This window comes from Halorhabdus rudnickae (assembly GCF_900880625.1).
GTDB classification, from domain to species: domain Archaea; phylum Halobacteriota; class Halobacteria; order Halobacteriales; family Haloarculaceae; genus Halorhabdus; species Halorhabdus rudnickae.
Genome location: NZ_CAAHFB010000004.1, coordinates 139953 through 157344 on the forward strand (window position 1 = coordinate 139953; position 17392 = coordinate 157344).

Consider the following 17392-nt stretch of genomic DNA (forward strand, 5'->3'; position numbering starts at 1 on the left):
TATTTACCGGATCGGTGCCCGATACAGGAGATCGTACTGGTGGGCGACGTAGGTTAGCTCTCTGGCAGCTAGTTGCTTCCGACGGGCCGCGACCCAGTCCTCACCCTGGGCGACTGTTCCATCCCTCAGGGCTGTCTCGACGAACCCGAGAATACACTCCAAGAAGTACGCTTCGTCGGCGGGATAGATCCCCTTACTGGGGCGGAGGATCCAGTCGGAAGCGGCCATCGCGAGCAACTCGCCGTCCGCGCGTCGGCATGCGTCTATCAGGTGACGACCGGCGTGGACGTCCCGGCCGGGTTCGGCGTCGATCGCTTCGTGATAAGCTGTTTCGACGGCGTCGTCTCCCGGATGGTCGGGCTGGAATATCGTGGCTCCGTCGAAGGTAATCGGGAGGTACGCGAGCCCGCCCGGAGCCAGTGCCGATTCGATCCCGGCCAGCAACTCGGAAATCGGAACGAGATCGGCGAACGCCTGAGCGACGATCAAATCGACATCCTCGGCGCGTTCGAGTGTCGCGAGCGCGTCCCCGGTCTCGTAGGTGACCGAAAGGTCTTCGACAGTACCGCCACGGTCGTGGGTTGTGACATTGTAGCCGGCTCGCCGGAGTTCGGCTGGCCGCACGTCACGGGCGAACTCGATGACGCCGGCGTCGCCGTCGACACCACGATACGTGCCGGTATCGATCCCCCATTCGAGCAGCCGTGGCACTGTTGTTCCCGTGCCACAACCGACATCGAGGATCCGTGGCTCGGCGGAGAGTGCCGAGAGTAACCGATCGCGAACGCGAGGCGAGCGGGCCCGTTCGTCCAGCGACCGCTTGGCCTCCAGATAACGGGTCTCGGTGTGATTCATCCGTCGAGACGACGCGAGTGACTCGCCCAGGAGACGTCGTCTTCCCACATACGGATCCGGAGGTGTTCGGGATTTGGATCCGTCAGCGCGTCCGCGACGCGGTCGCCGAACAGGCGGGCAAAGTGTTCGATACTCGGGTTCAGCCCATCGAACTCGTCGAGATCGTTAAGCAGGGTATCGCGATAACGTTCTTCGAGGTCCTCGAGGATCGCCTCGACGTCGTCGATGTCTACGAGATACCCGTACTCACCGAGTTCGGGACCGGCGAATCGAATCTCGACGGTGAAGTGGTGGCTGTGGGGAACTCCTTCCGGACCTGGATCGGGAACGGTGAGAAAGTGCTGTGCGATGAACTCGCGGGTCACTGTCAGTTCGTACGTATCAGTTGTCATGGTTCTATCTCTGTGTCGGTGGTGCTGGCGTCTCGGCGGCTATGTACCGTCATGGGTACGTGAGCAGGATCTGGAGTGCGTTCTCGGACTGCTCGTCGAGGAGGCGGTACGCGGAAGGTGCGTCTTCGAACGGGATCCGGTGCGTGACGAGCGAGTCAATCGGAAGTGACCGCAGATTTTCGAGTGTGGTCTCAGTGCGCCGATCGAACGACCAGCGACCCCGGAGTTCAGGTGCGATCGTGCTGACCTGACTGGACTCGATCGAGACGCGATCGCGGTGGAAGTCCCCGCCGAGATCGGGCGTCAGTGATTTCGTCCCGTACCAGGAACCGACGATGATCCGGCTATCGTAGCCAGCGACAGCCAGGGCGTCGTCCAGAGCCGATGGCGAACCCGATAATTCGTAGATCAGATCGGCCCCTTCTGGCCCGGCCGCGTCGTTCCAGCGAGTCTCCGCGAACTCCTTCGGTGCCACCGCCGTATCGGCACCCAGTTGTCTGGCACGTTCCCGACGCCCCGCCAGTGGATCGACGACGACCAGTTCCGACAGCGGGAACGACGCCAGCAACCCGATCGTACACAGGCCGATAACACCCGCGCCCAAAACCACTATCCGTTCGCCGATCCGCGGTGCTCCGTCGAGGACGAGTGTCGTCGCCGTCTCGACCGTCGGGTACATGACCATCTCCTCGAGATCAGTCCCGTCGGGAACCGGGACGAGGGCCGACGGCGCAGCGCTGAACACCGTCTCGTGGGGATTGAACGCGAAGACGGTTCGACCGAGCCACGCCTCGTCGACGGCCGAACCGGTGTCGATCACGTCCCCGACTGCCGCGTAGCCGTAGCGTAGCGGGTAGGAGAGATCACCATCCAGCGCGTCAAGCGTCTCGTCGGCCGGGAGGTCGCTGGGCGCATCGCCGTGATAGATGAGTAGTTCCGTTCCGGGACTAATCGCCGTGACGCGCGTTTCGATGAGTACCTCCTCGGCCGAGTACTCGACCGACCGCTCGCGAAGGTTGATCGTCTCCGGGCCAGTGAAGTAGAGCGAATCCCCCTCCATTAGTCGTCCGCCGAGAGCTGGTCGGCGCCTTGGATCCGTGTGCCGGTCGCCCGACACTGTTCGAGGTTGTCCTTTGCCTTGGTACCGGCGGCGGGAGCGATCAGGCCGCGACCGATTCCGGCCTGCAGTTCGATCCTGGTCTCGGGACGGACGTGTTCGATAGCGTTGTCGAACACCGTCGCGCCAAGGTCGGGATAGTCTCCGATGACGTCGTCGCCACCGACGACGGTGGCGAAGTCAGCGAACGGCAACGCCTGCAGAGATTTGGTAATCGTTTTGCGCCGTAGCTCGGGTTTGTCCGTCCTGAGTCCGTAGTCGTCGATCTGTACCAGCCCAACCCGGGTTGCTCTCGACACTGGATCACATACGGGCGGCTCGATAATCATTGTTCGGACTGCTGTGAACTCTTCCTGTGGGCCACCCACTGCTGGCGCTGCCAGTCAGAACGACGATAGATGCTCGGCATCGGAGGATTGGGTACCCTTCCAGTAGCGCGGCAACCACAATGTTTGACGGACTGAGTCCGTCTCGAAGGAGGCTGCCTGGACGTGCTTCAGCGCTTCCGGCCGAGACGGCCGGTGACGATCAAGAAATCACGGACGAATACTCCGAGCGATGGGGCGAGGACGAATGGGGCCCCAGTCCGGACGAGAGGGGCCGGGACGGCCGGTGTCAGCGCCACGGTGAGAAACACCATCTGCATCCCGGCCAGGTACTTTCCGAGGTTGCTGTCAGGCGGATCGAACACTGGCCGATCCTGATGCTGTCGCCAGGCAAGGCCGCCGCGATAGACGTACCTGGCTGCCGAAAGCGAGAGGTACCAGACCGGGAGTCGCCCCCACAGGACAGCGACTAGCGGCGCGGCGACGAAGCCGAACGTGTCTACGGCCATGTCGAGTCGTTCTCCCAGCGAGGTCTCCTGGCCGAGCGTGCGGGCGACGGTTCCGTCGAGTTTGTCGAGAACGACCCCAACTCCGTAGGCCATCGCCGGTACCCACGCGAGACGCGTCGTGGGCGGGACGACGATGAATCCAGCCACGACTGCGTACAGCGCGCCCCGGAGTAGGGTCAATGAGTTCGCCAGGCCAAACAGCCGGGCAAGCGGTTCCCTGGACATCCGAGACGGGACGAGACGATGACTGGCGTACCACAGCTGGCCGCCCAGACAGACTCCGGCAACCGCTGCGGGGTCGAAGATCCAGGTATCGAGCTCGCGAGGGGGATACAGGCCCCGGAGGACGACGGCGAGTGCGAGCGCACCCGAAAGCGCGAGTACCACTGCCATCCCGACAGACATCGGTTGTTCGGGGCTTCGCTCAGTCATTCACACGTCCTGTCCCACAAAAGCACCGCTGAGGGCCTGTCACAACGAGTGCGCGCGTCACCTGGTGTCCGTTCGACGCATTCATTCCGGAATCGTCTCGACAGTTGGGCCTTGAGGAACCTAAACCTGTGACTCGCGTCAGGAACGCAACAGCGCGACGAGGACGCCAAGAAGGACAAGCTGTGCGATCTTGTCGACCGCCCCGATCGTCCCGATGTCTGTCGGGAACGTCTTTGGACCGTTGATGAAATTGAGCATGAACCACAGGATGATCTGGACGAGAACGAACGGGACCCCGACAGCGTAGACCGTCCGACGGCGATAGTCGATTAGGACGAGAACGATCGCTCCGAGGAACCCCAATCCCGCCAGGACGAAGCTTATTCCTATCCCAGAGGAGAGCAGCCGAACCCCGAGCAGGAGATGGATCGCGGCGCTAACGAGGGCCGCAAGGATCCCGACCCAGTGGAGTCCACCCAGCGATTCCGTTCGGATCGTCGGCCCCGTCGTTTCGGTTGTTGCCATATCGCACACCTCGGTGACCGTGTACATAATCGTGGTGTCGGCGGATTGACTTACCGCATCGTCGGCTCGATCGGGTCCTTCAGCAACATCTTCTGGGGGCCGTTCGACAGTCACTACTCCCGTCGGACTCCCTACGCTGTCGGGGCCGTCTACCGCTCGAATCCAGGGTCGCAGAGCGAATCGATACGATCAATCTCGCCGGGAGAAAGTCGTTGCGCGCTCGCGGCCAGGTCCGAAACGATGTGTGCCGGCGTCGTACTCGATGGGATCGGTACGACGTTATGGGTGACATTCCAGGCGATGACGACCTCGGCCGGCGAGAGATCGCGCTTCCCTCCGATCTCGGCTAAGACGGGCTCGTCCAGCAAGCCCGGCGCGGACAGCGGCGAGTGAGCAATCACTCTGATTCCGCGCTCGTGACAGAACGAGACGAGATCAGTTCGCGGCTGGTAGGGATGACGCTCGACCTGGACGATCGCCGGCCGAACACGCCCGGTATCGAGGATCGTCTCCAGCTGCGATCGGGTCACGTTCGAGACCCCGATGGTCCGGGACAGCCCTCGGTCGTACACCGCTTCGAGGTTCTTCCAGGCCGTTTCGAGCGATATGTCGGCCGTCTCGATCTCTCCGTCGGCAGTTTCGGGGAACGTGACCCCTTCTTGCTCCTCGATCGGTAATTCGGCTAGCCGGTCGAGCGATCCACGGTGTGCCCAGGCGTCGGGCCAGTGGAGAGCGTAGCTATCGAAAGCGTCGATGCCTAGTTCTGTGAGACTTCCCTCGGCGGCGGCGATCATGTGCTTGCGACGGTGATTCGTCCGCCAAACCTTCCCGAGGATGAAGACCGCCTCCCGGTCCGGCGCCCCCGGGGCGGCCAGCAACTCGCCGATCCGGTGTTCGTTGCCGTACAGTTCGGCGCTGTCGAGGAAGCGATAGCCCGCGTCAAGCGCCGTCGCGATAGATTCCTGTCGGTCGACGTACTCGCCGTCACGGTACCGCGAACAGCCAAAGCCGACCGCCGGCAGTCGAATGGCGTCTCGGCCAGTCGAACTCGTATCGACAGTTTCCGGCCGAACGTTTGTTTCGGGTAGCGGATCGGCCTTGGCGCCGTAGGACGGGACGTCAATCGGCCCACCGTTCGCGGCGGCGTCCTCGATGGCGTTGCAGATGGCGACGACGTGAGCACCCCGCCGAGCACTCGCCCATACGGGCGCCCCGTCAGTGACGCTCTCGGCGAGTCGTTGGACCGCATTGGCGTACTCGATGGACGAGGTTGGCGACTGTGGTGGTACCGCGGTGTACTCGTGGCCGACGCGACCGAACTGGACGTGATCGATGTCGGTCTCCATCGCGCCGGTTCCATTCAGGTACAACGACCCGTCGTCGCCGTGAAGTTCGAGGCCGTAGAACTCCCGACTTCGGTGGGGCGCATAGAAACTGGCCGTCAGCCGGACAGTGGGTCCCGACTCGAAAGCGAGCGTCGCCTCGATGTGGCTGGCTGTGGAGGGCCGTTTCGATTCACGGGCCGGCCAGATATCGAGTGCGTCGGCGACCCGGACCGTCTCGACGGGACCGAACCACGAGACGAGCAGCGTCAGCGGATAGACGCCACCGTCGTACAGCGGCCCGATTTCCAGAAACGAGTCCGGCCGGTCGTGCCAGTCGGTCACGCGGCCAACGTGGGCGTGGGCATAGCCCAGTTGCACCGACCCCGGCCGATCGCTCGCCAGAACGTGCGCCGCCCGGAGCTGTGACGGTCCCCGGGGGTTCTCCGGGGCCACGCCGAGGGCGAGATCACGATCCTGAGCCATCGCCAGCAGTTCCTCGCCGATAGTAGCGTCGAGTGCGAGCGGTTTCTGGGTGTAGACGTGTCGACCCGCCGCGAGTGCACGCCGGGTTACTTCGGCGTGGGCGGCGTGACTCGTCAGGTTCACCACCAGCGGGGCGTCGACGGCCGCCAGGGCAGTTTCCAGATCGGTGAACGCCGGACAGTCGTACTCCGTGGCGAGGGTCGCCGCGCGCTCGCCGTCGAGATCACAGACGCCGGCCAGCGAGAGCGAGGCCGTCTCCAGGCCGGACGCGTACTCGGCGGCGATCGCGCCGGCTCCCACGAACAGACAGTCCATGGGCCTACCCCGGGCGGGACGTACAAATGCGTCCCGCCGGAGACGAAACAGCCCGAGAATCGCGTGGGCACCGGGGACGAAGCAGCCCGAGAATCGCGTGGGCACCGGGGACGAAATGGACCGGGAACCACGTGGACGCCAGGGACGAGGCTGCTTTGGAATGACGTGGACACCGGGACGGGGATTCTCGGGAACCTACAGCCGGGGGCGATGCCGTTTTGTCCGACTGGCACGAACGGCGACCGTGACAGAACCGGGAATGAGCCGGCTCGGTACCGCCTATCTCCGGGCGCTGCAGGCGATCGGCAAACGGCTCGATACCGGGACGAACGTTTTTGAACGCGATTGGGATGTTCTGGTCGTGCTCGACGCCTGTCGAGCCGATGCCCTCCGGTCGGTCGCCCCCGACACCGACCTGATCGGGACCGTCGAGTCGATGCGATCGGTCGGGAGTTCTTCCTCGGAGTGGCTCGAAAACACGTTTCCGGGCCACCCGGAGACGTCCCGGACGGTGATGGTGACGGGCAACACCTGGACCGACCGCTACGTCGACGCCGAGTCCTTCGCCGCCCTCGACGAGGTCTGGAAATACGCCTGGGACGAGGACCTGGGAACCGTCCCCGCCCGGGCCGTTACTGATCGCGCGATTTCGATGGCCCGGGAACGCGACCCAGACAGGCTGGTCGTCCACTACATGCAGCCCCACCATCCGTTCGTCCCGGACCCGCTTGCCGAAGACGACGGCATGGTTCGCAACAGCGACCATAGCAACCCGACGAACCCCTGGGTCGCCCTCCGGCGCGGCGAGATCACGACCGACCGGGTCTGGGACGCCTACGAGGCCACTCTCAGACACGTCCTCGAAGCCGTCGGAACGCTGGTGGACAATGTGACGGGCCGGGTTGCGATCACCGCGGATCACGGTAATCTGTTCGGCGAGTGGGGGCTGTACGGCCACCCCATGCACCTCCCGCTGGCGGCAGTGTTGACTGTCCCGTGGGCCGAGACGAGGGGCAACGGGCGAACGACCTACTCTCCGGAGTTAGTGCCACCGGAACCGCTCCCCGTGAGCCGCGTCTACGGAGCGGACGACGATCAGTCACGTCTCGATGCACTCGGCTACCGCTGATAGCGGGGAGCCGACAGTATATTTTGTTCCGGCCCGAACGCCGTTCATGGCGCAGGTCGCCGTGGTCCACAACACGCTCGATTTCCAGGGCGGTGCGGATGCGGTGTGTCTGGCGACCTGTGAGGCACTATCGAGCGACCACGAGGTCACGCTGTTCACGCTCAGTGAGACCGATCTCGCTGTACTGGCGGATCGCTTCGACGCAGACGTCGATGGGATTGCCGTACGGACGCCACCAGCCAATGGGTCGATTGCGAAGACGCTCGGGCGCCTCGCTCCGTGGATCGGGCCGCAACTAGCCGTCCGGAGCGTGCTCGTGGCCCGGTACTTCCGCCAGCACGCCGACGCGTTCGATCTGGCGGTGAGTACGGCAAACGAGTTTTCGTTCCCGGGGCCGTCCGTCCAGTACGTCCACTATCCACAGTTTCACCTCTATGATCTCGAAGACGGCGATCCCGGCCGGTTGAACCCGCTATGGAGCCGCATCGCTGCTCCCGACCGACCGGATCTGCAGCGGGCGACGCTACTCGCGAACTCGGCGTGGACCGCTGAGGTGGTCGCGGAACTCTATGGCGTCCGCCCTGCTGTCGTGGCTCCTCCGGTCGATCCGATCGAGGAGGGTCTCGACTGGGACGACCGCCAGCAGGGGATCGTCGTTGTCGGACGGATCGCGCCTGACAAACGGGTTCTGGATGCTATATCCCTCATCGACCGTCTCCGTGACCGTGGACACGATGTCCACCTCCACGTCGTTGGATCGACGCCACGCTCCTATCGGCAGTATGCCGACCGCGTGGCGGCGGCCGTCGATCAGCGATCGTACGTCGATCTCGAACGTGACGTCTCCCGCGACCGACTCGAAACGCTGCTTCGAACCCACCGATACGGATTGAATCTCAAACCGGACGAACACTTCGGCATGTCCGTCGCCGAGTACGTCTCGGCTGGGATGATCGCCTTTGCACCCGATGGCGGCGGACAGCGGGATATCCTCGATGGGCGGCCGGACCGACTGTTCGACTCGCTGGCGGCAGCTGTCGACCGTATCGATACAGCGATCACGACGGATGACCGGCCGTCACTTCGCCGCGATCGATTTACCCGCGACCAGTTCAAAGCCGCGATCAGCACGTACGTGAATCAGACCCTCGAGTAACGGTTCGCCGTGGAATCCGAGATGCGGAACGTGACGCTTTTCGCCGTGACGGTCAGACTATCGGACGATGCACGTCGGCTTCGACCTGGATGGTGTCCTCCTTGACTCAGCAGCTGATCTGTCCTGGCTCGACCGAGGGCTCGACGACGCGCTGACGGAACTGGGTATCGAGCGATGCGAAGCGAATCGACGGAAGCTCTATCCCGACGCGCTCGCGGATCTCGAAGCCGTCGCCGACGAGTTCGGCGTCGATCCGGATACTCTCTGGGCGGCGCGGACGCGCAACTACACTGGTGGGAAGGTAGAAGCCATCCGCTCCGGTGAACTCCAGCCGTACGAGGACATCGACGCCATCGGCCGACTACTCGATGAGACGCTGTTCTGCGTGAGCAACTCTCCACAGGAGGTCGTCGAGGCGTTCCTGGACGAAACCGGGCTTGACGAGGAGTTCGCCGTCGGGGTCGGTCGGGGCCACTCGCGCGCGGCACTCGACCGTCTCAAGCCCGATCCTGCACTGTTCGAGCCAGTCTCCCAGACCCTGGGGGACGGCGAGTACGTCTACGTCGGCGATCGCGACAGCGACCGTGCGTTCGCGGCCCGGACCGACATGAACTACGTCCATCTCGACCGTCGGGAACGAACGCTGTACGACGCGGTCGAGGACGTCATGAACGGGGACTGGGAGACACCGGAAACCAGTCAGTCAAAGTCGTCGTAGGTCGGTCGAACGTGGTCGCCGGGGAACGAGTCGACGGGCACCTGCACCTGATCGCCGCTTGCCATGTCTTTGATCGTAATCTCATCGTTTTCGAGGTCGCGCTCGCCGACGATAATCGCCGTCTCGGCGTTGATCGAGTCGGCGTAATCAAGTTGCCCGCCGAACGAGCGCCCGGAGACGTCGGTCTCGACGATGTGGCCCGCCTCGCGCAACTCGCGGGCGATCCGCGCCGCCACTGGTCGTGTCTCACCGACCTGGAGGACGTAGTAGTCCGTCGAGAGTTCTTCTTCGGGCCAGACGCCTGCGCGCTGGAGCAGGAGGGGCAGCGTCGAGTTCATCACGCCCGGCGCGACGCCGACCGCTGGCGTGGGCTGGCCGCCGAAACTCTCGATGAGGTCGTCGTACCGACCGCCGCCGAAGACCGCCCGCGAGACATCGCCGACGGAGTCGAAACACTCGAAGACGACGCCCGTATAGTAATCCAACCCGCGTGCGGTCTCGAGTGAGATCGTCGTGTACTCCCGGACGCCGAAGTCCTCGGCGGCCGCTAGGACTGCCTGCAGGTTGTCGACGGCGTAAGCGACACGATCGGTCTCCGCGAAGTCGGTCAGTTCCTCGAGATCGTCGGTCGCGAGCAGGGCGTCGAAGTGCTCGGCCTGGTCGTACGAGAGTCCCGCTTCGGTCAGCAAGTCGTAGTACTCCGCCTGTTCGATCTTTGCGCTCTTGTCGACGGCCCGGATCGCGGCTCGCTGATCCACGTCGGCGTCGAAGGCTTCGAGAAGCCCCCCAAGAATGTCCCGATGGGAGACACGGAAGTCGAAATCGTCGGCGTCGAGCCCCAGATTCGTCAGCGCGTCGGCGGCGAAGGCGAGGATCTCGGCGTCGGCCTCGGGTTCCTCGCTGCCGAAGATGTCGACGTTGGTCTGGTAGAACTCCCGGAACCGACCCTGCTGGGGCTCCTCGTAGCGCCAGAAGGGTCGGGTAGAGTACCACTTGATCGGTTTCGAGAGGGCCTGCTGTTTCTCGACGACCATCCGGGCGACGGTCGGCGTGAGTTCGGGCGTTAGCGCCACGTCCCGGCCGCCCTGATCCTCGAAGCTGTAGAGGTCCTCGACGATCTCTTCGCCACTCTTCTCGACGTACATCTTCGTCTCTTCGAGTGCCGGGGTCGCAATCTCACGGAAGCCATAGCGGGCGGCGGTGTCCTCGACCGTGTCGATGACGTCACGGTGGGCCGCCATCTCCGCGGGATAGAAGTCCCGAAACCCCTTGATACCGTCGTACATACACCCGCGTTCGGCCAGCGGGCGTTTGAACCCTTCCTTCCGGCCCCGTCGGTACAAGTAAGGTGTAGAAACATTCCCTTTCGGTCAGTCATTCTCCACTTGCGTACCGCTCACATAGGCAGCTGTGGCTGTCGTGACCCTGTCGGTGAACGACTCGGTCACGGAGCCCTGTACGCCAACGATGTGGAGATTCTCTTTCAGTGTAGCAACCGTCCATGGGAGAACATAGCTTTGCTGCCCTGGTTCGCCACGAATCCAAGCTCCACTCGGGACAGCAAAGCTGCCCGAGTGATGCGTTTGCGTCGTGAACGCGACGGTGATAGCTTCTTCGTCAGGATACGGAAGCCGTTCGCCCGAGATAACTAGCCACGGCCGGGGGTTCCCGGTATCCGATTTGAACGGATCCGGTGCCCACACGACGTCTTTCCGCTCTACCATTGAACTCAGTTCTCCTCGTTGTCAGCACGTTTTTCGATTGGATCGACTGCGGTTTCCATCCACGTCTCGACGTCTTGGTCGGAGAATCCACCGTCGATAGTGTCAGCTGTGGCAGTGCCGAGTAGACCTGCGGAGGCGATTGCGTGTTCGTCGTCAGCGATCGCCCAAAAGCGGTCGCGATGCTCGACCAGACCGTGTTCTTCGAGTCGTTTCAACGTCGGCCCGACACTTCCGGCTGGGACGTCGACGTTCTCGACGATTTCGCGCTGACGGAACGCCTGATCGGCGTGTTCGAGAAGGAAACGGTATACCGCCCCTTGCGTGGTATTAGCTCCAAGATCGGGGAGCGACGGCCCACCCTCGTCAATCGTCTGAAATTCGTCCTTTGAAATCGGCATTGTACGTATCCGTTTGTATTAGGATTTATTAAGCCTTATCTCCATTTGCTTGTTCTACGGACTCCACGGATTATGTCTGTACGAAGGGTATCTGACTAACACCGGTCCCGGTTTTACTGCCGCCCACGCACCACCGACTGGACGTGTTCGGGAAAGATCTCGTCGATCACGCTATCGCCGTGCTCGTCCCGAAGCACCGCGCGGAGTTCGTGCTCGTAGTCACCTTTCGCCAGTCGCTCGCTCGGCCCCGTTTCGATCCGAAGTCGCTCGGCGGCCAGCTTGTCGATCGTCGCCCGCCCGTAGCCCGCGAGTGGCACAACGTATTCGACGCCATGGCGGTCTTCGAGACTTTGCGCGAAGGGTCGTGAGACCGTCGGCGCGCGGTCGTCCCGGCGCGTCCCGTCGCCGACGGCATCGAACCCTTCGCTGGCGAGAGCTTCGAGTGCGGCTTCGTGGACCTGCTGGATGCCGTTGCGGGGATAGCCATCGTCGAGCATCCGCTCGACCGCATCGTCGGCAACCGCGCGGTCGAGTTCGATCGTCTCGTGTGAGAATCCGAGCGACGCCGCAACTTCGCGGGCATGCTCGGCGGCATCAGTCACGCTGAACGTGGCCGTCACGAGCGTCACGTCGAAGAACGGGTCGGCGAGCAACGCCGCCAGCGCCGAGTCTTTACCCCCACTGAAACACAGCGCGAGCTCCATCTACCGGCGTTTGATGTCGAAGCTCTTGGAGTCGGGCGTCAACTCACGGAGGAGCTCGGCCATCTTCTCGTCGTCGATTTTGCCCTGGATGCGCCCGCTTTGGGCAATCGCGACGAGTTGGCTCTCGACTTGCTCTGCCACCTCGGGTTTGGACATCTTGAGGGTATTCAGGCGCTTGCGGGCGTCGTCGGTCAGGTGCTTGCGGAGGACGGCTTTCTTCTGGGCCTCGGCGCGTTGCTGGGCGGCCTCGCGTCCGCCGCCTTCTCCCTCTTGCTGTTCGGCCTGCTCGCGCAACTGCTCCATTCGCTCCTCGCGGAGGCGCTGCATTTCCTCGTCAGATGGCTCTCCACTCATGCTATTCGGTACTATTCGAGTCCCGGGCAAAACGATTTCGCTACGAACCGTCGTGATCGTGGGGCACGAACGAGAACGCGACGATCAGGCGTAGCGTTCGAGTTCCGGATCGTCGAGGTCCTCGAGGACGTCCGTCGCGACCTCGTCGAGCAGTGCTCGCCCGTCCGGAGTGATCCGTCGGCCCTCGCCCTCGGCGGTCTGGACGTAGCCGATCGTCTCTAGTTGCTGGAGGGCCGTCCGGATGATGTTGCGGCTCCCATCGGCCTGCTTTGCGGGACTGACACGGTAGCGGTTCGAGCCGTCCGTGGTCTCGCCGTAGGCCGTCGCGAGGCTGCCGACGCCGACCGGGCCGTCGACGGCGACCTTCCGGAGGAGACTCGCGGCCCGCGTCTCCCAGAAATCCTCCTGTTCGGGGGCCAGTTCCTTCCCGACGCCCGTCTTGGCGAACGTGATCCACTCGGGTGCTTCTATCGCGTCCTCGCTTGCGAGTTTGTCGGCCACGGCCTCGATGAGGTCCTCGGCCGGAACGTCGTAGAGTGTTGCCATTGGTGGTTCCTTCCCCGTGACGTCATTTAAGCGCATCGTCTTGGGGAAGTCCCCAACACGTCCCAGTGGCCAGGTTAATCAGGCCGGCGACGGCGTGATCCCAGGACAGCAGCTGTACTGCCGCCGACGATCAGTGGTAACCAGTAGGTCGCTATCCGGTAGATCACGACCGCGGCACCGGCTACTGACGCGGCGACACCCGTCGTCGAGACCACTAGTCCGATGAAAGCGGCTTCGATTCCCCCTAAGCCGCCCGGTAAGGGCGTCACGGCTGCGATACTGCCGACGGGAACGACGATTAGTGCAGCCACGAAGGGTACGGAGTACCCGATCGCCATGAGCGAGAGCCATAGCGCCCCTGAGAGCGATAACCACCCGGCCAGCGAATACAGCGACGCTAACAGAACTGTCCGCCGACTCCTTGCGACCCGGTCGATCGCCGCGAAAAACCCCTCGATACTTTCTTCGACTGCACTTTTCTCGGGTGGTTCGAGTCGCGGAAGCGCTCCGGCAAGCCGGCGGAGTGTCGGTGTGAACACGCGCACGACGAACCGCTCTATCTCCGCTCTGTAGAACCAGCCGAGTAACGCCCCGCCCAGAAAGGCGCCCGAAAGCAGTGCCACGGCGACGCTGGCCAGGTAGATGTTCCGCGTCAACGAAACCGACTCGACGAAGAGCGTACCCAGCCCGACAGTCGCAAGTCCGATCGACGGGAGGAAGTGAAGCGTGTCGACGCTGGCGATCGCGGCCAGTCCGGTCTCGTAGTCACTGTCGGCGGCCTCGGAGATGAGCATCGCGGCGACCGGTTCACCCCCTGCTTGTCCAAATGGCGTGATCGCGTTTGTGAACATTGAGGCGCTGAAGGCAAGAACAGCTGTCAATGCCCCCACGGGTGAGCCGATTGCTCCCAGCACCGTATGCAGTACCAGCCCCCAACAGACCATCCAGCAGGCCGAAAACGCGACGACGCCGAGGAGAATAGACGGTTCCGCTCGTGAGATCGTCGCCACGATTCCGTCGATCCCGATGAGCCAGAACAGGATCACCAGGACCATACCGGCCCCCGCGAACCCGGCGACCGTGGTCCGGAAGTCGGCATCCATACGCGCCGGAGACGGTCGCCGTCCGTTTGAACCCTCCGAAACCCGACCCGCCAGTCGATTCCGATGGCCTGTTTCGGGGCGTCGACGGCGTCGCGTCGATCCCGACCGCCGGGTGTTAGTACCGTGAAGTCAAAGCCCGCCCTATGGACGAACGGACAGCCCTGTCCGTGCTTGCCGATCGGCTCGGTCCCGCCGGGGACGACGCTGCAGTCGTCGAGGATCTCGTCGTGACCATCGACATGCTCCACGCGTCGACGGACTTTCCGGACGAGACGACGCGGTATACGGCCGGCTGGCGCGCGGTCGGTGCGTCGCTGTCGGACATCGCCGCGATGGGTGCCGACCCGGTCGCCGCGGTCGCCGTTTACGCTGCCCCGTCCTTCGAGAGCGAGCAATTGCTCGCATTCGTCGACGGCGCGATCGCGGTCTGTGAAGCGGTCGGCGGCGAGTACGTCGGTGGCGATCTCGACGAAAATCCGGAGTTCTCGGCGGTGACGGCAGCGATCGGCCGGACCGACGATCCAGTCTTCCGATCGGGTACCGATCCGGGTGATGTGGTCTGTGTGACTGGCACGCTCGGCCGTAGTGCCGCTGCCCTTGCGTTGTTCGCTGACGGACAAACTGACCGCGCCAACGACCTCTTCCGGTTCGACCCCCGCGTCGCCTCGGGCAGGACGCTAGCTCCCTTCGCGACGGCGATGATGGATTCGAGTGACGGTCTCGCCCGCTCGCTCCACCAGCTCGCCGAGGCCAGTGATGTCGGAATCGCTGTGGAGTCGCCGCTGCCGATCGACGAGACGGTCGAAGCAGTGGCATCGAACGAGGACGACCGGCGCGAGATGGGCGTATTCTTCGGTGAGGACTTCGAACTCGTCTGTACGATCGACCCCGATGACCTCGCGGCCGCCAGGCGGGCCGTGCCGATCTCCCTGTCCCCGATCGGTCGGGTCGTCGACGGGGACGCGGTCACGCTCGACGGCGAGGCACTCGCCGATCGGGGATTCACCCATGGCGGTTCGGACTGATCGGCTGATGATAAATAGCGGGAGAAATCAGACGTATCCGAGCGCTTCCAGGCGTTCGCGTTTCGGTCCCCCGTCGGTTTCTGCAGTCTGAGTGTCCGCGCTGGTGATCTCACGGCGTGAGTCGAAGGGCAGTTCCACCCACGGGACCGCCGTCAGTTCGCGGTCGGCGATCCCAGGCGGGTGTCCGTAGATCCTGATCGGCAGGGGTGAGACGCGCTTGCCGAAGAGGTTGCCGTGATCGCTCGTAACTACCGTCTTCCCGTCCAGCCTGTCGATCAGCCGTTCGACGGCGGGCAGTGCGACCTGGAGGTTTTCCTCGTAGGCCTCCCTGACGAGTCTCTCGTCGGCGTTTCCGGCGTCTAAGCGTTCCCAGACCGAGGGGTAAATCCGGTTGCGACGACCGTCCAGATACGATCCCTGGGCGGCAAGTTGCCCGCCTGTCGGGCCAATGAACGGGAAGTGTGGTTGCATGTAGTGAACGACGAGCCGCTTTCGGGGATAGCGCTCGGCGAGGGCGAGAGCACGTTCGGTGACCGCTTCGGGTGGCACGGTCCCACTGTCGTCGTCCCATTCGGTCCGCCAGGCGTGTTCGACATGTGCGAACTCGCCGCCGTGGCTCGCGATCTGTGGACTCGCCGCCACGTAGACGGTATCGGGGTGTCTGCCGGCGAAGTTCCGCCGGAGGAACTCCCGCGTGTGGCTCGCGTTTGAGTGGACACGCTCTGCGGCGACCGGGAACGGGTTGTTCGTCGCGAAGATGTCGTATCGGCACGCGTCGAGGACTACCAGCGTGTCCCAGTCCCGGTCGGGAAAGGAGATCGGCTCGTACTTTCTGCGTGTGAACGGTCGGACCAGCCTGGCTTTGGCCTCCCGTTTGATGACACTCAAGGTGGAGAACTCCTCGGGTATCCACCGGGAGACCGACGCAACCGTCTCTGAGAGATGCGACACGATACTCAGGCGATGGTATCGGGAACGGGAAGAAAAATCCATCGAGATCCATCGGAGGGGAACCCGACTCGACAGTCCGATGCTTGCGATACCCTGGAACCGATCACCCCATCATGATCTCGACGGGGACAGGCATGAAGCACAGCGCCCCCAACGCGAACGTGATTGCGGCGACGCCCCACCGCCACGGCCCGATTGCCCCTTCCCGCAGGGGCGTCGCCGAGCCGGCCCGGACCATGACGAGGGCGATCACGCCCCAGATTGCCCACAGGATGACCGACTGGGTGTAGTCCGTCAGGAAGTACAGCCCGGCTGACAGCGAGAACAGCACGCCGGGGACCGCTGCAGCGACCGTCTCCTGGCGCCGCCCCAGGGCTGCCCGCAGGATGTGCCCCCCGTCGAGTTGCCCGACGGGGATCAGGTTCAGAAAGGTCACGAACATCCCGACCCAGCCGCCAAAGACAACCGGATTGACGGCCAGTCCCTCGCCATAGCCGGCCGGCTGCCCCGAGAGGTCGGCGAGCAAGGTGAGCAACAGCGGATCGTTGAACCGGATGTATCCGCTTCCTTCGGATGCCGCCTCGGCGGCCCCCTGAGGAACGGCGATGGGATCCAGATGGAGGCCGATCACCGTGACTACGATCGTCGCCGCGAGACCTGCAAGCGGGCCGGCGACGCCGATGTCGAACAGTGCCTTTCGGCTGGGGATCCGCCCGCGCATGCGGATGATGGCTCCCATCGTCCCGATCGGCGGCGGGACCGGGATGAAGTACGGCAGGCTCGCATCGACGTCGTAGTAGCGACTGGCGACGTAGTGACCCAGTTCGTGGGTCGCGAGGACGCCCAAAACAGCGGCCGTAAAGGGCCACGCCCGGAGTAGGTTCAGCGGGTCATCCGCGAGGTCGATGTAATACCACCACGTCCCCGCGTAGAGGGTCGTCGCGACGGTGAGAACGAACATGGCGATGTTTCCCCACGGGATCCCGTCGATACCGGCCGATTGAGGTTCGGCGACGACTGCGTACGGGCCCGGGGCGCCGCGTTGATCGCGATCGTGGCGTTTCGTCAGTGAAACGTCGTAGCCGCGTTCGGCAAACGCTGGGGCGATCTCGTCGGCGACGTTTCCGGGGGCGATCAACGGTTCTCCGATGTACCGGATCGCCTCGCCGTCGCGTTCGACGCGGTAGACGTGAAACACCGACGACAACGCCGCGGGTCCTGGGGGCTGACTCGACGGCTCGTCTCCGGCCATTCGTGATGGGACCCAGGGGATTGGGACGTAAAATACCGACGCCCTGGTGATCC

19 protein-coding genes are annotated in these 17392 nt (G+C 63.8%); 4 read left to right on the top strand and 15 right to left on the bottom strand.

Annotated features, from left to right (window positions below):
- Window positions 1–3: 3 nt before the first annotated feature.
- The 7 genes from BN2694_RS12895 to BN2694_RS12925 form a co-directional block, all read right to left on the bottom strand.
- On the bottom strand, window positions 4–855 hold the full coding sequence (locus BN2694_RS12895) for a class I SAM-dependent methyltransferase (protein WP_135666144.1): 852 nt from the start codon (window positions 853–855) through the stop codon (window positions 4–6).
- Window positions 852–1247: a 6-pyruvoyl trahydropterin synthase family protein gene (locus BN2694_RS12900; RefSeq protein ID WP_135666146.1), complete on the bottom strand. Its 396-nt coding sequence runs from the start codon at window positions 1245–1247 to the stop codon at window positions 852–854. Before BN2694_RS12900 ends, BN2694_RS12895 begins: the two co-directional genes overlap by 4 nt.
- Before the next feature lie 49 nt (window positions 1248–1296).
- Window positions 1297–2307 (bottom strand): zinc-dependent alcohol dehydrogenase, encoded by a 1011-nt coding sequence (locus tag BN2694_RS12905; RefSeq protein WP_135666148.1) that lies wholly within the window; start codon window positions 2305–2307, stop codon window positions 1297–1299.
- Complete coding sequence (locus BN2694_RS12910; protein WP_167880038.1) at window positions 2307–2663, bottom strand: GTP cyclohydrolase IIa; 357 nt, start codon at window positions 2661–2663, stop codon at window positions 2307–2309. Before BN2694_RS12910 ends, BN2694_RS12905 begins: the two co-directional genes overlap by 1 nt.
- A gap of 197 nt (window positions 2664–2860) precedes the next feature.
- Window positions 2861–3631, bottom strand: a complete 771-nt coding sequence (locus BN2694_RS12915; RefSeq protein ID WP_135666150.1) for a CDP-alcohol phosphatidyltransferase family protein — start codon at window positions 3629–3631, stop codon at window positions 2861–2863.
- Between the two features lie 138 nt (window positions 3632–3769).
- Window positions 3770–4156, bottom strand: coding sequence for a DUF7475 family protein (locus tag BN2694_RS12920; protein ID WP_135666152.1), 387 nt, complete (start codon window positions 4154–4156; stop codon window positions 3770–3772).
- Window positions 4157–4305: 149 nt separating this feature from the next.
- Window positions 4306–6279 (bottom strand): aldo/keto reductase, encoded by a 1974-nt coding sequence (locus tag BN2694_RS12925; RefSeq protein WP_135666154.1) that lies wholly within the window; start codon window positions 6277–6279, stop codon window positions 4306–4308.
- Window positions 6280–6538: 259 nt separating this feature from the next.
- Between BN2694_RS12925 and BN2694_RS12930 the strand changes: the two genes are divergently transcribed.
- From BN2694_RS12930 to BN2694_RS12940, 3 genes are all read left to right on the top strand, one after another.
- The gene (locus BN2694_RS12930) at window positions 6539–7408 is read left to right on the top strand and encodes a hypothetical protein (RefSeq protein ID WP_135666442.1); all 870 of its coding nucleotides are present in this window, start codon (window positions 6539–6541) and stop codon (window positions 7406–7408) included.
- 46 nt (window positions 7409–7454) lie between these two features.
- Window positions 7455–8564 (top strand): glycosyltransferase family 4 protein, encoded by a 1110-nt coding sequence (locus BN2694_RS12935; RefSeq protein WP_135666156.1) that lies wholly within the window; start codon window positions 7455–7457, stop codon window positions 8562–8564.
- A 67-nt stretch (window positions 8565–8631) separates the two neighbouring features.
- A complete protein-coding gene (locus BN2694_RS12940) occupies window positions 8632–9282 on the top strand; it encodes an HAD family hydrolase (protein ID WP_135666158.1) in 651 nt (216 codons plus the stop codon).
- Here the strand turns inward: BN2694_RS12940 and hisS are convergent.
- From hisS to BN2694_RS12975, 6 genes are all read right to left on the bottom strand, one after another.
- On the bottom strand, window positions 9264–10568 hold the full coding sequence (gene hisS / locus BN2694_RS12945) for a histidine--tRNA ligase (protein ID WP_135666160.1): 1305 nt from the start codon (window positions 10566–10568) through the stop codon (window positions 9264–9266). The two genes, BN2694_RS12940 and hisS, sit on opposite strands and share 19 nt — an antisense overlap.
- A gap of 443 nt (window positions 10569–11011) precedes the next feature.
- Window positions 11012–11404 (bottom strand): winged helix-turn-helix domain-containing protein, encoded by a 393-nt coding sequence (locus BN2694_RS17440; protein ID WP_210408977.1) that lies wholly within the window; start codon window positions 11402–11404, stop codon window positions 11012–11014.
- Window positions 11405–11517: 113 nt separating this feature from the next.
- Window positions 11518–12108, bottom strand: coding sequence for a DUF7411 family protein (locus BN2694_RS12960; RefSeq protein ID WP_135666164.1), 591 nt, complete (start codon window positions 12106–12108; stop codon window positions 11518–11520).
- Window positions 12109–12462 carry a DNA-binding protein gene (locus BN2694_RS12965; RefSeq protein WP_135666166.1) on the bottom strand — a complete coding sequence of 118 codons (354 nt, stop codon included), beginning with the start codon at window positions 12460–12462 and terminating at the stop codon, window positions 12109–12111.
- 84 nt (window positions 12463–12546) lie between these two features.
- Window positions 12547–13008 (bottom strand): 30S ribosomal protein S19e, encoded by a 462-nt coding sequence (locus BN2694_RS12970; RefSeq protein ID WP_135666168.1) that lies wholly within the window; start codon window positions 13006–13008, stop codon window positions 12547–12549.
- Window positions 13009–13082: 74 nt separating this feature from the next.
- On the bottom strand, window positions 13083–14111 hold the full coding sequence (locus BN2694_RS12975; protein ID WP_135666170.1) for a lysylphosphatidylglycerol synthase transmembrane domain-containing protein: 1029 nt from the start codon (window positions 14109–14111) through the stop codon (window positions 13083–13085).
- Window positions 14112–14254: 143 nt separating this feature from the next.
- On the opposite strand from BN2694_RS12975, the gene thiL reads away from it, so the two are divergent.
- Window positions 14255–15136 (top strand): thiamine-phosphate kinase, encoded by an 882-nt coding sequence (thiL, locus tag BN2694_RS12980; protein ID WP_135666172.1) that lies wholly within the window; start codon window positions 14255–14257, stop codon window positions 15134–15136.
- A gap of 27 nt (window positions 15137–15163) precedes the next feature.
- On the opposite strand, the gene BN2694_RS12985 is transcribed toward thiL, so the two are convergent.
- Entirely contained in the window at window positions 15164–16024 is an 861-nt protein-coding gene (locus tag BN2694_RS12985; protein WP_244605455.1) for an LTA synthase family protein, read from the bottom strand.
- 166 nt (window positions 16025–16190) lie between these two features.
- Entirely contained in the window at window positions 16191–17339 is a 1149-nt protein-coding gene (locus BN2694_RS12990; protein WP_135666176.1) for a site-2 protease family protein, read from the bottom strand.
- Window positions 17340–17392: the final 53 nt, after the last annotated feature.

Bases quoted from the DNA above. Each gene is read 5' to 3' on its own strand.
- BN2694_RS12900 (WP_135666146.1), bottom strand. From the start codon at position 1,247: ATGACAACTGATACGTACGAACTGACAGTGACCCGCGAGTTCATCGCA.
- BN2694_RS12895 (WP_135666144.1), bottom strand. From the start codon at position 855: ATGAATCACACCGAGACCCGTTATCTGGAGGCCAAGCGGTCGCTGGAC.
- BN2694_RS17440 (WP_210408977.1), bottom strand. From the start codon at position 11,404: ATGCCGATTTCAAAGGACGAATTTCAGACGATTGACGAGGGTGGGCCG.
- BN2694_RS12925 (WP_135666154.1), bottom strand. From the start codon at position 6,279: ATGGACTGTCTGTTCGTGGGAGCCGGCGCGATCGCCGCCGAGTACGCG.
- BN2694_RS12935 (WP_135666156.1), top strand. From the start codon at position 7,455: ATGGCGCAGGTCGCCGTGGTCCACAACACGCTCGATTTCCAGGGCGGT.
- BN2694_RS12960 (WP_135666164.1), bottom strand. From the start codon at position 12,108: ATGGAGCTCGCGCTGTGTTTCAGTGGGGGTAAAGACTCGGCGCTGGCG.
- BN2694_RS12920 (WP_135666152.1), bottom strand. From the start codon at position 4,156: ATGGCAACAACCGAAACGACGGGGCCGACGATCCGAACGGAATCGCTG.
- thiL (WP_135666172.1), top strand. From the start codon at position 14,255: ATGGACGAACGGACAGCCCTGTCCGTGCTTGCCGATCGGCTCGGTCCC.
- BN2694_RS12915 (WP_135666150.1), bottom strand. From the start codon at position 3,631: ATGACTGAGCGAAGCCCCGAACAACCGATGTCTGTCGGGATGGCAGTG.
- BN2694_RS12970 (WP_135666168.1), bottom strand. From the start codon at position 13,008: ATGGCAACACTCTACGACGTTCCGGCCGAGGACCTCATCGAGGCCGTG.
- BN2694_RS12990 (WP_135666176.1), bottom strand. From the start codon at position 17,339: ATGGCCGGAGACGAGCCGTCGAGTCAGCCCCCAGGACCCGCGGCGTTG.
- BN2694_RS12965 (WP_135666166.1), bottom strand. From the start codon at position 12,462: ATGAGTGGAGAGCCATCTGACGAGGAAATGCAGCGCCTCCGCGAGGAG.
- BN2694_RS12940 (WP_135666158.1), top strand. From the start codon at position 8,632: ATGCACGTCGGCTTCGACCTGGATGGTGTCCTCCTTGACTCAGCAGCT.
- BN2694_RS12975 (WP_135666170.1), bottom strand. From the start codon at position 14,111: ATGGATGCCGACTTCCGGACCACGGTCGCCGGGTTCGCGGGGGCCGGT.
- hisS (WP_135666160.1), bottom strand. From the start codon at position 10,568: ATGTACGACGGTATCAAGGGGTTTCGGGACTTCTATCCCGCGGAGATG.
- BN2694_RS12905 (WP_135666148.1), bottom strand. From the start codon at position 2,307: ATGGAGGGGGATTCGCTCTACTTCACTGGCCCGGAGACGATCAACCTT.
- BN2694_RS12930 (WP_135666442.1), top strand. From the start codon at position 6,539: ATGAGCCGGCTCGGTACCGCCTATCTCCGGGCGCTGCAGGCGATCGGC.